12 protein-coding genes and 3 pseudogenes are annotated in these 15148 nt (G+C 35.2%); 2 read left to right on the top strand and 13 right to left on the bottom strand.

Annotated features, from left to right (window positions below):
• Window positions 1–489: 489 nt before the first annotated feature.
• The 12 genes and pseudogenes from AT689_RS13690 to AT689_RS06925 form a co-directional block, all read right to left on the bottom strand.
• Complete coding sequence (locus AT689_RS13690) at window positions 490–879, bottom strand: N-acetylmuramoyl-L-alanine amidase family protein (protein WP_000240822.1); 390 nt, start codon at window positions 877–879, stop codon at window positions 490–492.
• 53 nt (window positions 880–932) lie between these two features.
• Window positions 933–1295 (bottom strand): G5 domain-containing protein, encoded by a 363-nt coding sequence (locus tag AT689_RS13685; RefSeq protein ID WP_269431848.1) that lies wholly within the window; start codon window positions 1293–1295, stop codon window positions 933–935.
• Window positions 1296–2339: 1044 nt separating this feature from the next.
• Window positions 2340–2891 carry a GNAT family N-acetyltransferase gene (locus tag AT689_RS06965; RefSeq protein WP_000835652.1) on the bottom strand — a complete coding sequence of 184 codons (552 nt, stop codon included), beginning with the start codon at window positions 2889–2891 and terminating at the stop codon, window positions 2340–2342.
• A gap of 246 nt (window positions 2892–3137) precedes the next feature.
• Entirely contained in the window at window positions 3138–3962 is an 825-nt protein-coding gene (gene nadE, locus AT689_RS06960; RefSeq protein WP_000058033.1) for an ammonia-dependent NAD(+) synthetase, read from the bottom strand.
• On the bottom strand, window positions 3959–5419 hold the full coding sequence (locus AT689_RS06955) for a nicotinate phosphoribosyltransferase (RefSeq protein ID WP_000283126.1): 1461 nt from the start codon (window positions 5417–5419) through the stop codon (window positions 3959–3961). Before AT689_RS06955 ends, nadE begins: the two co-directional genes overlap by 4 nt.
• A gap of 115 nt (window positions 5420–5534) precedes the next feature.
• On the bottom strand, window positions 5535–6023 hold the full coding sequence (locus AT689_RS06950; RefSeq protein WP_000797188.1) for a DUF6773 family protein: 489 nt from the start codon (window positions 6021–6023) through the stop codon (window positions 5535–5537).
• Window positions 6013–6222, bottom strand: coding sequence for a helix-turn-helix transcriptional regulator (locus AT689_RS06945; protein WP_001107505.1), 210 nt, complete (start codon window positions 6220–6222; stop codon window positions 6013–6015). The genes AT689_RS06950 and AT689_RS06945 overlap by 11 nt, the downstream gene beginning before the upstream one ends.
• Before the next feature lie 389 nt (window positions 6223–6611).
• Window positions 6612–7330, bottom strand: a pseudogene (locus AT689_RS13475) (hypothetical protein).
• 15 nt (window positions 7331–7345) lie between these two features.
• A complete protein-coding gene (locus AT689_RS06935; RefSeq protein ID WP_171800964.1) occupies window positions 7346–8152 on the bottom strand; it encodes an ABC transporter ATP-binding protein in 807 nt (268 codons plus the stop codon).
• A 405-nt stretch (window positions 8153–8557) separates the two neighbouring features.
• Window positions 8558–9286: pseudogene (locus tag AT689_RS06930) on the bottom strand (U32 family peptidase C-terminal domain-containing protein); the annotation flags it as partial.
• A gap of 234 nt (window positions 9287–9520) precedes the next feature.
• Window positions 9521–9832: a CHY zinc finger protein gene (locus tag AT689_RS11815; protein ID WP_001809119.1), complete on the bottom strand. Its 312-nt coding sequence runs from the start codon at window positions 9830–9832 to the stop codon at window positions 9521–9523.
• Window positions 9833–9846: 14 nt separating this feature from the next.
• On the bottom strand, window positions 9847–11133 hold the full coding sequence (locus AT689_RS06925) for a peptidase U32 family protein (protein ID WP_000169076.1): 1287 nt from the start codon (window positions 11131–11133) through the stop codon (window positions 9847–9849).
• Between the two features lie 596 nt (window positions 11134–11729).
• Here AT689_RS06925 and AT689_RS13470 point away from each other — a divergent pair.
• Window positions 11730–12314 (top strand): annotated as a pseudogene (locus tag AT689_RS13470) (ApaLI family restriction endonuclease).
• The gene (locus tag AT689_RS06910; RefSeq protein ID WP_000217311.1) at window positions 12311–13489 is read left to right on the top strand and encodes a DNA-methyltransferase; all 1179 of its coding nucleotides are present in this window, start codon (window positions 12311–12313) and stop codon (window positions 13487–13489) included. The pseudogene AT689_RS13470 and the gene AT689_RS06910 overlap by 4 nt, the downstream one beginning before the upstream one ends.
• A 524-nt stretch (window positions 13490–14013) precedes the next feature.
• On the opposite strand, the gene AT689_RS06905 is transcribed toward AT689_RS06910, so the two are convergent.
• Window positions 14014–15006: a helix-turn-helix domain-containing protein gene (locus AT689_RS06905; protein ID WP_000122904.1), complete on the bottom strand. Its 993-nt coding sequence runs from the start codon at window positions 15004–15006 to the stop codon at window positions 14014–14016.
• Window positions 15007–15148 lie beyond the last annotated feature (142 nt).

The raw sequence follows: 15148 nt of genomic DNA, 5'->3' as shown, positions 1-15148 counted from the left end.
GATTCATCTATATTTTATTTCAGCTTCCTATATTTTCTTCGCTGTTTGTAAATCAAAATGCAAGACACATGAGTAGCACCATATTTGTTACTCTTATCTGTCCTCTCAAGAGACTATTATGAGTTATTTCAGAATCATTCACTACTTTGACCCTGACTCTCCTTAGTCTCAAAATCAAAGACTTATACTCTTCAAAAATCTCTTCAAACCGCGTCAACGTCACCTTGGATTATATATGTGACTGACTTCGTCAGTTCTATCTACAACCTCAAAGCAGTACTTTGAGCAACCTGCGACTAGTTTTCTAGTTTGCTCTTTGATTTTCATTGAGTATTAAACAAAAAGTGAACAAATCTGAATTCTAATGTACAGAAGACTAGGCTTGTTCACTTTTTTATAGTCGCTATAAGATGACCTTATCTATAGCTTTTTATATATAATTATATATTCAGACATACTATTATCAATTTTGTCGCAGGGAGGAATCTGTTAACGCACCCATTCACCATTATCATTGACTCTATAGCCATCTATACTTGTATTGACCGCTAACTCACCCGATGCATTTACATAATACCATTTACCACCAACTTGGAACCATTGATTGACTTTCATAGAACCGTTGCTGTTGAGGTAGTACCATGAACCATTAACTTGTACCCAACCTGTTGCCATGGAACCATCAGTATTATAAAAATACCACATACCATTTTCTTGTTTCCAGTCTGTTGTTGGAGCAACTGCTTTAGCTGGTTCTACTGCTACATCTGTTCCTTGGTTAGATGTAACAGATACAGGATACGAAGGAATAGATGATTGCTCAGGAACAACAACTTTTTCAGGTTCTCTCGTCCCTCTCCTTATACGTCTTTTTACCATCTCTTTAGTAATTTGACGAGAAGTAGTTTCTTCAATTGTTCCATCACGTTCATCTACAGTATAGATTGTAGTAAGAGTAATTTACCAATTTCTCCTACTTCTTCTACTTCTTGACTTTTATCAAGAGTTGGGTCATCGAGATATTCTGTTTCGATTGGAATTTCTTGGACAAGAACTTGGGGCTTGGTTCCTTTTTTAACAACTCTTGTTTGAGAGTCTTCTTTTTGACTTAAAGTACTCTCAGTTACTTGTCCACTCTTTCCATCTACATCATAAGTTATCGTTGTAACTGTTTTCCCATTCTTTCCTAGAGTAATCTCTTGCTCCTGTCCTGCAGAAAGGTCATTGTCTGCTTCATATTTAGTAGCACATGGAACAAGAACTTCTTCAACCTTGCTTTTAGCTGGAACTTTGATAACTGTATCCGTGGCTTGTTTTCTATCAACAGTAACCTGTTCGGTAACATGACCAGTCTCTGGATTAACATCGTAGGTCCTTGTCGTAGTTACATAGCCATCCTCTCCATCAATTGTAACAGGATTTTCACTACGGTCTTTTGTTTCATCTTTTTCATAACGAATTCGCGTACTTGAAATTTTCTTGGTTACTACCTTAGGTTTAGTCGCTACTTTTACAATAATACCCCCATTGTCAGCGTCATCATACTCTATTCCCTCTTCTTTATCTCTAGTATCATCTCTGACATATTGAATCCCATCAGCAGCATGAACAAAACTTGTATTCAGATTCCTCCTAAAAATAAAGTTAGCCCGATTACCGCAGAACCAAAAATCTTTCCGAGTTTACGTAATGCATAGCGCTTATTAGTATTAGATTTTGCCATTACATCCTACTTCTAGTATAGCATCTTTTCTATCAAACGTTAAACAATATACTTTATATATAAAATAGACTTAGAATGATATATTGATTATTGAACTAACACTTTAACTATATCGTAATCAATCTCATATATAAAGGATTGCAGACATCTTATCTAAATACATGCTAATATATTTAGATACAAACATTCCAACTTGATAATTTTCACTCATCTTTCATCATTCCTTATACAACTATGCAGTATAAATAGAATAGTTTTCTCATCAGAATGAGACTATTTTAATATTAGATAATTTGATAGAAAAAACATGAATAAAATTGGTTGAATTTAATTCCCTAACTCGATAGAGGATTCTATTTTAAATTTAACAACAGCTAGGATTACACTATAAAAAGTACATTACCACCTGTTCGGCTGGAGAATCTAGTCGATTAGCTCCCTCTTAGTTACAAGCTTAAAGCGATTTTTTAACTAATACTAAACCAGATTAAAGAAGGAACTAGAACATCTGTCTTGTACTAATCAATATGCTATTTTAAAGTTTCAAATAAACTTGGAATGCTAATTATTATATTTACAATAAATAGTTGACTTCGATAGAAACAGAAAATAGAATTCAACATTCTTCCCTACTTATACCATAATAAATAAGATCCGCAAGATAGCCTTTTCTCTCTACACCATTAACAATGGTTTGTAGATAGGACATTCCAGCCTTTTCCATGACACGACCTGAAGCTGGGTTGAGACTGGCATAACGTGCTCTGACCTTTTGAAAACCTGCTTGAGTAAAACAAAAGTCCAAGATAGCTTTCAAAGTCTCTGTCATCATACCATTTCCCCAGTAAGCCTTGCCTAACACATAGCCAATTTCACAGCTTAAATCAGCCTCGTCTATCTTAACGATGCTGATATCTCCTATCACTTGCTCTGGGTTTTCTTTTAGACAAATGGCCCATTTATAATAGTTGAGATTAGTATAGGAAGCAACCCAATTGCGAATCGAGTTTCGAGTGATTTCGATATCAGGATGGGGATCCCAGGTAACATAGGTCAGATTCTCAGCAGATGAAGCCCAATTTTGAAACATGGCTTCTGCATCACTCTCCACAAATCTTCTTAAAATCAAACGTTCTGTCTGTAATATTTGCGTACCGATAGATTTCATGATGCTACCTCACTTCCTTATTTCTATGCTCGTAGTAAAAAGGCTCAACTCAGTAACAGCTAGAAAACGAGTTTGTCTTCTAATTTCTTGACGCAGTCGCTGCCTGGTTTGAAATGCGCTCTAGCAAGCTTTTTCAAACCTAGTCATCGTTGCAGGGGTAAGACGATGAAATCGAACTCTTCGAGTTACCGAATCTGCCTCATTTTCTTATTTCTAAACTCGGGGTTCAAGATCCCCCGGACCTTTTTACTCCCAAAAGTCATCAAATACAGTGATGGGTAAGTGGCGTTTGTGTTGGCCTTTGTGCCACCAGTTTTCAATGGTCGCTTGAGCTTCTGGGCTGATTGTTTTGCCTTCTAGGTAGTCGTCAATCTCTGCGTAGGTGACTCCAAGTGCGACTTCGTCAGCTAGGCCTGGTTTATCTTCTTCTAGGTCTGCCGTTGGGATTTTTTCATAAAGGGCTGGCTCTGCGCCAAGTTTCTGCAAGAGCTGTTTTCCTTGGCGTTTATTGAGGCGGTAAAGAGGGAGAATATCCGCACCGCCGTCACCAAACTTGGTAAAGAAACCTGTGATATTTTCCGCGGCGTGGTCTGTTCCAATGACCGCTCCGCTATGGGAACCAGCAAGGGCATACTGAGCAATCATACGGCAACGTGCCTTGATATTCCCCTTGTTGAAGTCTGAAACAGGACTACCTGTCGCTTCAACTGCAGCTGTCATGGCATCAGCTGATTCCTTGATATTCACAACCAAGCTGACATCTGGCTGGATGAAGGCTAGGGCTTTTTGAGCATCTGCTTCATCAGCTTGCACTCCGTATGGCAGGCGGACAGCGATAAATTTGTAGCTGTCGTCTCCCGTTTCAGCTCGCAGTTCTTCCATAGCTAATTGCGCCAAACGCCCTGCCAAGGTTGAGTCTTGTCCCCCAGAAATCCCTAGTACAAAGGTTTTTAGGAAGGGATGTTTTTTCAGATATCTTTTTAAGAAATCAATAGAACGACGGATTTCTTCCTGGGCATCAATCACTGGTTTGACACCCAGCTCTTGGATAATCGTTTCTTGCAAACTCATTCTTCTTCTCCTTCACCAAGGGCTTCCTTGCGCATCTTATCAATCAAGTCCATCTTATCTTGCCATACATCACGCGCCAAATCCACTGGATAGTGCTGCGGATTGAGCACACGCTTATACTCATCCCACAACTTGTCAAATTCCTTACGGGCATAATCCTGAATGTCAGTCAAACTAGGCAAGTTGTAAACTAATATTCCTTCTTTGAAGATATCCACCAAGAGAGGAACGGCATCAAAATTACGAACCGTCTTCTTGATGTATGTATAGGTCGGATGGAACATCTTGATTTCTGTCATGTCGCTAATATCCACACCATCATAAGTGATATAGTCGCCTTCTGACTTGCCTTTTTCACGACTGGTAATGCGCCACACCTGCTTCTTACCTGGCGTAGAGACTTTTTCCGCATTATTAGACAGCTTAATCGTATTGCGCATCTGACCAGTTTCATCTTCGATTGCAACAATCTTGTAAACTGCACCAAGAGCTGGCTGGTCATAAGCTGTAATCAGCTTGGTACCCACGCCCCAGACATCAATCTTGGCCTTTTGCATCTTGAGATTGAGGATGGTATTTTCATCTAGATCATTAGAAGCATAAATCTTAGCCTCTGTAAATCCAGCCTCATCCAGTTGCTGACGGACTTTCTTAGAAATGTAGGCAATATCCCCAGAGTCAATCCGCACACCCATAAAGTTAATCTGATCACCCAGCTCACGCGCCACCTGAATGGCAGCTGGTACACCGATGCGAAGGGTGTCATAGGTATCCACAAGAAAGACACAATTTTTGTGGGTCGCAGCGTAAGCCTTGAAAGCTTCATAGTCATTGCCATAAACCTGTACCAAGGCATGGGCATGGGTTCCCAAAACAGGAATGTCAAAGAGCTTACCCGCACGCACGTTGCTGGTTCCATTGGCGCCACCAATCACAGCTGCGCGTGTTCCCCAGATGGCCGCATCCATTTCTTGAGCCCGACGTGTCCCAAACTCCATCAAGGGTTCATCTTCGATAACCGAACGAATACGAGCTGCCTTCGTCGCCACCAAGGTCTGGTAGTTGACGATGTTCAAAAGAGCCGTTTCGACCAACTGACATTGGGCTAGAGGTCCTTCCACCTGCACAATCGGTTCATTAGCAAAAACCAAATCCCCTTCTTGGGCAGAACGAACGGTCAACTCCAACTTGAAATTGCGAAGGTAATCCAAGAACGCCCCATGATAACCAAGCGACTCCAAATAGGATATATCACTATCTGAAAAACGCAAGTCTTCAAGATAGTTCACAATTCTTTCCAAACCTGCAAAAACCGCATAGCCGTTCTTAAAAGGCTGTTGGCGGAAATACACCTCAAAGACCGCCTTCTTATTGTGAATCCCTTGGTCAAAGTAAACCTGCATCATGTTGATCTGGTACAAGTCCGTGTGCAATGTCAAACTATCATCTGGATACATACTTTTCCTACTTCCTTAGCTAGAAACCCATGAAAATTTTCAAGAACTTTCATGTATTCCAATAAATTAGTACTATTATATCACATTTTAGCTGGATTGAGAAAAGAGTAACAAGCTATTCTCCACTCTCCAATTCATCCATATCTTGTTCAAATTTTTTCTGAGCCCATTCGCCATAGCTCTTAAGACCAAGATTGCCAATAAAGACCCACGGAAGGTAAATGACATAAGTAATGACCCAAGCAGACAGGTATTTAAAATTCAAAGGATTGTGCTGATAAATTTCTATGTTGAATTGATAATTCTGCAACATCAAAAGAGCCGTAATAGCCAAGGTTAGGAAAAAACAACCCAAAATCGTAAAATGAAAACGACTATAGTAGGTCACTCCCAGATAACGGGCACGGTTAAAAAAGTAAAATGTCCCTATGATGATAACGATTAGCAGCATATTAGAATTAAAAAGGCTTGGTGCTAATACTGAAATGATATAAGATAGGAGCGACAAAGCGATGCAGATATAGAAACTTTCAGAGCCCGCTTTATTGATCAGTTGTTCTTCTCTTTCGTCTAGTAATTGATAATAATAAAATCTATTTTTCATCTTCTTCCTCCCAAAATAGTTGGTCTAGGGTTTTCCCTAAACATCTGCAAATAGACTGGCAGAGCGAGAGACTGGGATTGTATTTTCCCGCCTCTATCAAACCAATAGTCTGGCGTGTCACCCCGACAGCCTCTGCCAGTTGACCTTGTGTTAAATCACGCTCTACCCGAGCTAATTTTAATTTTAAATTTTTAGCCACCTTCGTCCTCCTTATAGTTTTAATACTCATCTACTCTTAAAAAATCCAAACTAACACAAGCTGTCAGCTATTTATTATAACCCCATTAATTTGCACTCCAGTATTATCTTCAGCCGAAAATCAGTATTTTAGGTTGTTTGAAATAAACTTCCTAGTTTACTTTTTTATTTTTATTTTTATTTAGCATTAGCTTTAGTAGGATCTTTTAAACGAGTTTTTATTGCTTATATTTCTTGTTTAGTTTAGTTGGTTTCATATCACTATTATATAATGCTTTTGGAAATGAGCCTAGTATAAGTCAAAAACGTGTTGAATAGTGAAAGCAGGAGCATACCAATATGACTGATTTTTTACTGTATTTTAGGTATGCAAAATAATACTAAATGAAACTAAAATGAATACTTCTTGCTTTTCTTGAGAGTGAAAAAGTACAATAAAATGATTGTAGTGATTGCCACAAGATACTGACTAATAGACATCGTATTTGAAGCCACAAATACAGGTAAAGAATAAAAAGGAAGAAGTTCAATTGCTTTGATAAACAAATCATTACTAGTATTCATCATCGTATTTAATATATTAGGGATAAAGAGTAGTAAAGCTACTAAAATACCAAGCCACTTTTCAATTTGTATAAATAGAAAATGTAAGATAATAGAAAATAAAACAGGACTAACAAAATTGTATTGACTACAATAGCTACTATAAAATCTAATCCTAAATCATCTGGAATACCCAATTTACTTACTATGACTAGTAACACAATGCCATTCAAAGCATAAATAATGGAAGCTGAGATGGCATATAGAAAATTAGACAAGACGTAAATCATCCGATTCTTCTGTTGATTATAAAACAAACTTACCGTATTGTGGGAAAAATCTCTACTAATGACTCGATTAGCATGTATAACAGCCATTAACATACCGAGCATAGCATAAAAGTTTGAAATATGCTTAATACCAAGCGATGTCCCTTAAGTCTTTAGAATAAAGAATGTAAGCAATATCGGCGGTATAAACGAGATAAGCAAACTGAGATATATTACGCCTGATGAATATAAATTTCTTATATTTTCCTTAAGAAAATTCAATTTATTTAATTTCATGATTATAACCTTCCTTTATTTTGAACGATTTAGGTAAATATCTTTAAGCGTCTCTTTTTTAGTTTCAAAATCAACTACTTTAATAGAGTTTTCGTTAAAAAATTTAAAAAGCTCACTACTTTGAATATTCCCAGACATAGTAATTCTCAATCCCTCTTCCTGAACAATATCCCCAAATTCTTGTTTGGTAATGAAAATGTCTCTATCTGTAGCTGATGAAAAAGCTATCTCAAACAAGAAATTATGACTATCTTTTCCTACTTTTTGAAATGTCAAAAGCCCGTTCTCCAAGAAAAGAACTCTCTCACAAATTTCTTCAATGTCTTCTAATTTATGACTCGATATTAAAATTCCCACGTTTTCATTTAAAGCTAATTTTTTTAGAACCGCTAAAACTATTTGTGATGATTCAATATCTAAACCATTAGTCGGTTCATCTAAAATCAATATATCAGGTTCCGTAACGAGAGTTAGAAGCAAAGCTAATTTTTGTTTTGTACCCAAAGAATAGGTCTTTACTTTTTTATTAATAGACTGAGTCAAATCTAACTCTTGGATCAAACTTCTAAATCTTTCTTGATTGTAGTCAACACCATATAAATTTGACAAATATTTTAAATTCTCTAAACCTGTTTTAGATAAAAATAATTTTGGTTCTTCGATTAAATACCCAACATTATCACTGCTTATAATATTACCTGAAGTCGGTTGATTATTTTGAACAAGAATTTTCATCAACGTACTCTTACCAACTCCATTTCTCCCTACTAGACCAACAATTTCACCCTTGTTAAGTGCAAAATTTATATCTTTGAGAATGATTGAATGACCATAATGCTTACTTACATTTTTATTCCTACATTAATATTCATGGTTTGCTCTTTGATTCTTATTGAGTTTAAAAAGTTGCGCCTCTTTTTAACAATATTATATCATATATCTAACTTGATGCAATATATAAATGTCATTTTGTAAAATTTTATTAACAAAAAACTCTCTACAACAAAATAATAGAGAGTTTTCTGCTTATTAATTTTTTTCAAAATATCTAAGACATCGCTTCTTTGTTTAATTTGATAGGCTTTGATACCTAAGCTCCGACTTTATCACTTAAAAAATAAAAAAGACAGCTAATCTCTTGCGCATCAAGGGATTTCGCCATTCTTTAATCTCGTTTAAGTGTTGTATATGGAGCTTTGCATAATTTTTTAAAACTAAACAACTACATTAAGCACGAACTGTGACGCTGGTTCCATCTTCCTTATAAAGATTGATAAGCCCCTCTTTAAGAGCTCGAACCATGTCTCCTGATTGAACGGGTTGTGGGACTTTAATAGTCAATAGTTCCATTGGATTTGGAGCGCGGTCGATTTTATTGCCTTTGGCATCATGCAAATCTTCAATATAGGTTTCAAAATGACGGAAACCTGGACCATAAAACTCAACTTGGTCCCCTTCGTTAATGACGTTTCGTTGACGAATGGTTGCTGTTTGTGCCGCATCATCATAAGAAACCACTTCAGCGACAAACTTGTACTCAGGGATTTTACGACGAGCACCAAACAACTGCTCATTTTCAGATGGTGTACCATAGTAAAATCCTGTAGCCAGTTCACGTTGGGCAACCTTCCACATCTCGTCCACCAAGTCTTGTTTGATAGCTTCAAACTTTTCAGGACTTTCAAGATAGGCATCCACAGCCGCCTTGTAGCAGTTGGTTACTGTTAATACATAGTGAATAGACTCCATACGTCCTTCGATTTTTAGACTGTCCACACCATTTTCAATCATATCTGGAATGTGGTCAATCATAGACATGTCAACGGCTGACATTGAAAATTCTTCTGGAATCTCACCCTGCAAACTCTTACGTTCTTTCCCAAATGGCATATCGTAAAGGTCGTATTTCCAACGGCATGACTGAGAACATCCACCACGGTTGGCATCACGCATACTCTAGACGCAATTCTAATCTTTTAGACTTTGCATAATAACTGTTAAACAGTTGAAAATTAACCCAGTTTTAACAAGTAGTCAAAATACCAGATAAAGGAAAAAAGTCTTTAAAATCTTAAAAACGCATAGTATCAGGTATTGAACAATCTTGATATTATGCGTTTTATTGTGGGAAGATTTACTTCATTTTCTCTTGGAATTGAGTTTTCTCCTACTTCAAAACTAGATGATTTGCTATTTAAAATAGCGTTCCTTATGATTTTGGCAACCTGGATTAAAGCGAGAAAAACAAAAGGGGCAACTTAAACTTTCTTTATATTGCTTATATGTTAGTAGTTTTAGACAAACACCACATAAAATAGGCTTATCCTGTATCAAAGATAAGGGATACGGCTCAAAAGGGTGATTTTCTAATGAATCATGACACCGATAACAAGCATAATACTTTTTACAATCATAGCATTGTAAAGCAATAATATCCAGCTTGCTATGGTAATGAATGCATCTTGTTTGCTTATCCACTAAGAAACCCTGTGCCTCTATCATTTCCTTTTCCTTTCTTAAGCTCGAACTGTGACGCTGGTTCCATCTTCCTTATAAAAATTGATGAGTCCTTCTTTTAATGCACGAACCATGTCTCCAGCTTGAACGGGTTGTGGGACTTTAATAGTCAATAGTTCCATTGGATTTGGAGCGCGGTCGATTTTATTGCCTTTGGCATCATGCAAATCTTCAATATAGGTTTCAAAATGACGGAAACCTGGACCATAAAACTCAACTTGGTCCCCTTCGTTAATGACGTTTCGTTGACGAATGGTTGCTGTTTGTGTCGCATCATCATAAGAAACCACTTCAGCGACAAACTTGTACTCAGGGATTTTACGGCGAGCACCAAACAACTGCTCATTTTCAGATGGTATACCGTAGTAGAAACCTGTTGCCAATTCACGTTGGGCAACCTTCCACATCTCGTCCACTAAGTCTTGTTTGATAGCTTCAAACTTTTCAGGACTTTCAAGATAGGCATCCACAGCCGCCTTGTAGCAGTTGGTTACTGTTGATACGTAGTGAATAGACTTCATACGTCCTTCGATTTTTAGACTGTCCACACCATTTTCAATCATATCTGGAATGTGGTCAATCATAGACATGTCAACGGCTGACATTGAAAATTCTTCTGGAATCTCACCCTGCAAACTCTTACGTTCTTTCCCAAATGGCATATCGTAAAGGTCGTATTTCCAACGGCATGACTGAGAACATCCACCACGGTTGGCATCACGCATACTCATGTGGTTTGAAAGAGTACAACGTCCAGAGTATGAAATACACATAGCTCCATGGACAAAGGCTTCAATTTCAACATCTGTACGTTTGCGGATTTCAGCTAATTCTTCCATTGAAACCTCACGCGCTAAAACGACACGAGTCAAGCCTAGCTCTTTCCAGAACTCAAGGGTTTCATAGTTAGTGGCACTGGCTTGGGTAGAAAGGTGGATTTCAAGGCCTGGTGCTTCAGTAGCTGCAATCATAATCAAGGCTGGGTCAGATACGATAACTGCTGCAATCCCGATATCACGCAGTTTACGGAACCACTCACCAGCACCAGCTTCATTTCCTTCGTGCATAACCATATTAGCCGCTACATAGACCTTGGCACCATACTTGGCCGCAAACTGCACGCCTTCTTCCATCTGTTCGAAAGTAAAGTTTCCCGCACGGCTACGAAGACCATAGGCCTGACCACCGATAAAGACAGCATCTGCTCCATACTGAACAGCTACCTTTAGCTTCTCTAAAGTCCCTGCAGGTGATAAAACCTCAGGACGTTTTAATGTTTTTGTCATAATTTCTCCTATTTGCAATATAAAAGTTTGACATTTTTCCTTCTCATTTTATAGTAAATAAAGGATAAAATCAAGCCTAGACGGATTGTTTTGACAATTCTAATCTTTTAGACTTTGCATAATAACTGTTAAACAGTCGAAAATTATCCCAGTTTTAACAAGTAGTCAAAAAGTCTAGAAAAGTAAAAACCAGTATCCAAAGATACTGACTCGTAAAAATACATAAATTAGTCCTTAGATGACTACTCCCACTCTATTGCTCCTATAATGGAAAAGGATTGATACAGTCTAGAATATCGCTTTTTTATTTATTATTCTGATATAAAACTGTTAGAATTGATTTTTTGTTTTATACCCAAATATGAATAGAGACATAGCTAATAAGTTGAATAACATATTTGGAAAAATGAGAAATAGCAATATTACTAGAATTTTTAGAAACAATCAATATTTAAAAAGAAAAAAGCTCAAAGAATTTATTAAACCATGTTATAATAGATATAGCTATAATTTTATTTATAACAAGAGGATAGAAATGACCGAATTAGAAAGAAAAAATCGAAAAATTAGCTAAGAAATACTCTGATAACTTAAACATCAAAGTTCAAGAGAGAGTTCGTGAAATGGCAAATGATAATAAGAGCCATTATTTGATATACAGAGTTTTAGGTATTTCATTTGAAGAAGGAGAAAATATCGATTTGTATCAAAATAAAGGTCGTTTTTTATACAAATATGCTGGTTCATTTTTAGAAGAAGCTGCAGTACTATGCTTTAACGAAAAATTTGGTACAGAAAATACTTAAAAAGTTAACATTCCTAATTCTGAAAGTACAAAACCTAAGACTTTTGAAATTGATTGTTTAGTCGGAGAAAAACACGCATACGAAATAAAATGGTGGGATGCAACTACAGATGGAGACCATATAACTAAAGAACACACTAGAATAAAAGTTATTCATAACAAAGGATATATACCAATTCGGTTAATGTTCTACTATCCAAATAGAACTCAAGCTATAAAAATTCAGCAAACTTTAGAAACATTGTATAACGGTATTGGAGGGAAATATTATTATGGAGATTCTGCCTGGGAACATTTAAGAGCAGTGACCGGTATTGATTTACTTAGTATTCTAACAGATATTGCAAATAAAAAAACAGGGGTAAAATCAAAATGACAGTATTAAAAGGAGATAACTTAGAAATATTAAAAACTATTGAATCCTCAAGTATTGATTTAATTTATATGGACCCCCCTTTCTTTACACAGAAAACCCAAAAATTATCTAATAACAAAAATATTATGTATTCATTCGAAGATACGTGGACTTCGATTGAGGATTACAAAGAATTTTTGTCTGTAAGATTAGAAGAATGCAAAAGAGTGCTAAAAAATAGTGGCAGTATTTTCGTTCATTGTGATAAAATTGCAAATCATCATATTAGATTAATTTTAGATAATATCTTTGGAGCAGATATGTTTCAAAGCGAAATTATATGGAACTATAAACGGTGGTCTAATTCAAAAAAGGGATTATTGAACAATCATCAAAACATTTACTTTTATTCAAAGTCAAAAGATTTTAAATTTAATACAATTTTTACAGAGTATTCTTCTACTACAAATATCGACCAAATACTAGTAGAACGAAAACGAAATGGAAACTCTAAAACTATATATAAAGTTGATAATAATGGTAACTATATTCTAGCAAAAGAGAAAAATGGAGTTCCCCTTTCAGATGTTTGGAATATACCATTTCTTAATCCAAAAGCTAAAGAAAGAGTAGGTTATCCTACACAAAAACCTATTCTGTTATTAGAACAAATTATAAAGATTGCTACTGATAAAAATGATATAGTTTTAGACCCGTTCTGTGGAAGTGGAACTACTTTAGTAGCCTCCAAGATTTTGAATAGAAATTATATGGGGATTGATTTATCTGAGGAAGCTATCAATATAACTCAGCAACGTCTGGAAAATGTTATAAAAACAAGTTCAAATTTATTGAATAAAGGAATCGAAGCATATAGAACCAAAACTGAGGAAGAGGAAAACATTCTTAAATTATTACAGGCAAAAATTGTTCAAAGAAATAAAGGAATTGATGGTTTTTTACCTAAACATTTTCAAAAAAAACCGATACCTATAAAAATTCAAAAAAATAATGAATGTCTGAATGAGAGTATCTCTTTATTACAGAATGCTATAAACTCCAAAAAACTTGATTTTGGAGTAGTTATAAAAACTCATTCAGATAATTTATTATTTGATTTTGATACGATCCCTGAAAATATAATAGTAGTTGACCATTTTGAACTTACAATCGAAAAATGGTTAAGTAAAAGTTAACAGTTACTATAGTTTGCAAATTATTTACAGAAAGAACAAAAATGCTCTGAAACACTGATTTCAAAGCATTTTTTGTTAGTTTAAAATTACTCCCATTCTTCTTTTCCAAACGTACAATATATCCAAAACCATTCAAAATACTAGATTCTATTTTTTATAATATCACTAAATCCACCTAATTATAGGACGTTTTCAGATTTTTATCCCGTCCCAGTCCCAGTACCGGAGAAATATTGTTTTAATATAATATCTCTTTTTGTCTTCTAAGCTCTTAAAAGCAAAAGAACAAGTAAAGAGTCAAGACAAGGATAAAAAGTCCATATTAGGGCAAATAAAAAGCTTTAAGACAGATGACAAATCTAAGTCAAATAAGAAAGACCATAGCAAAGGTGCAGAGAGATAAATATTGGCGGTCTTCGGACTGCCTTTATTTTTTTATCCATTTTTCAAATCAAATTTATTCAGACTATATATGCACATATACACTTAAATTCATATAAAAACATGGCTTGTAAAAAATTACTTTAATCACAATAATCGCATTTAAAATTGTGATGTTTGCAAGCTAAATTACGGACTTCACTTGGAAGTTTTCCCTTGTATCTTTTATAATAGATAGAAAATTTGCTGGCAGATGAATATCCAACAGATTCTGCTATCTCTTTTATAGGTAGTTCAGTGTTTAAAAGAAGAGTTTCAGCTACATTCATTCTTTTTCTTTGAGTGTACTCTGTAATGCTTTGACAATATTTTTCCTTAAATAAATTTTTTAATTTAGTACCACTCATTTTAGATATTTTTTCAAGCGTGCCTTGATTTACATTCGTTGCAAAATGATCATCTAAGAATCTTGCTACATCTTCAAGTGCTTTATCATCATCAATTTCAATTTTATATTTTTTTCTATTTAAGTATGTGTCAATTACTATACTTATCCATTCATTTGCCTTTGCTTTAAAGAAAAAATCAGCGGCAGGAGCGTCCATCTTACAATTTAATATTTCCATTGCCACTCTTTCTAAGGCCTTTGTAAGTATTATTTGATTCGGTTGAAGCAAGGTTGAATAAAAAGATTCTGGATTAATGTTAATAGATGCTAAATGTTTTTCTATTAGCTCTTTTTTAAAACCAATGGAAACAGCAAGATAACAACAATTCTCGTGTAATAAAAAAACAAAATCATCTTTTATATTATCAAAATCAAAAGTACATAAAGAGTTTGCGGTAATAGTTTGATACGGATTAAACTTTTCTCCGTTTGCACTGACAATGTAACTTGAATAAATTGAAACATAGTCTGACATACTATAAGTGCTATTTTGAACTACTTCCTCTTTGATATAAAAATCATGTATATCGATAATGAAGCTGCCTCCTTCATAAAACCAATATAGGCCTTCTGCATAAGTTGAATTCTCTTTTTTCCAACAAAATGTATGACCTGCACTTGAATACTTCTCATTGTTTTTACATTCATCTACTTTCATATAATCTTTTACAAAATCATAATATGACATAACACACTATCCCTTTTAGACAATATTCCAATTAGCCTTATTAATTCAAAACTATTGTATTAGTAATTATAACAGATGTATAATAGAAAAGCAATGATAGATATTATCAATTAAGCGAATTTATATCTAAAAGGGATATTAA

This window comes from Streptococcus pneumoniae (genome assembly GCF_001457635.1).
Taxonomy (GTDB): domain Bacteria; phylum Bacillota; class Bacilli; order Lactobacillales; family Streptococcaceae; genus Streptococcus; species Streptococcus pneumoniae.
The sequence above is the reverse complement of the archived record's forward strand: the minus strand, read 5'-3'. Positions and strand labels throughout refer to the sequence as shown.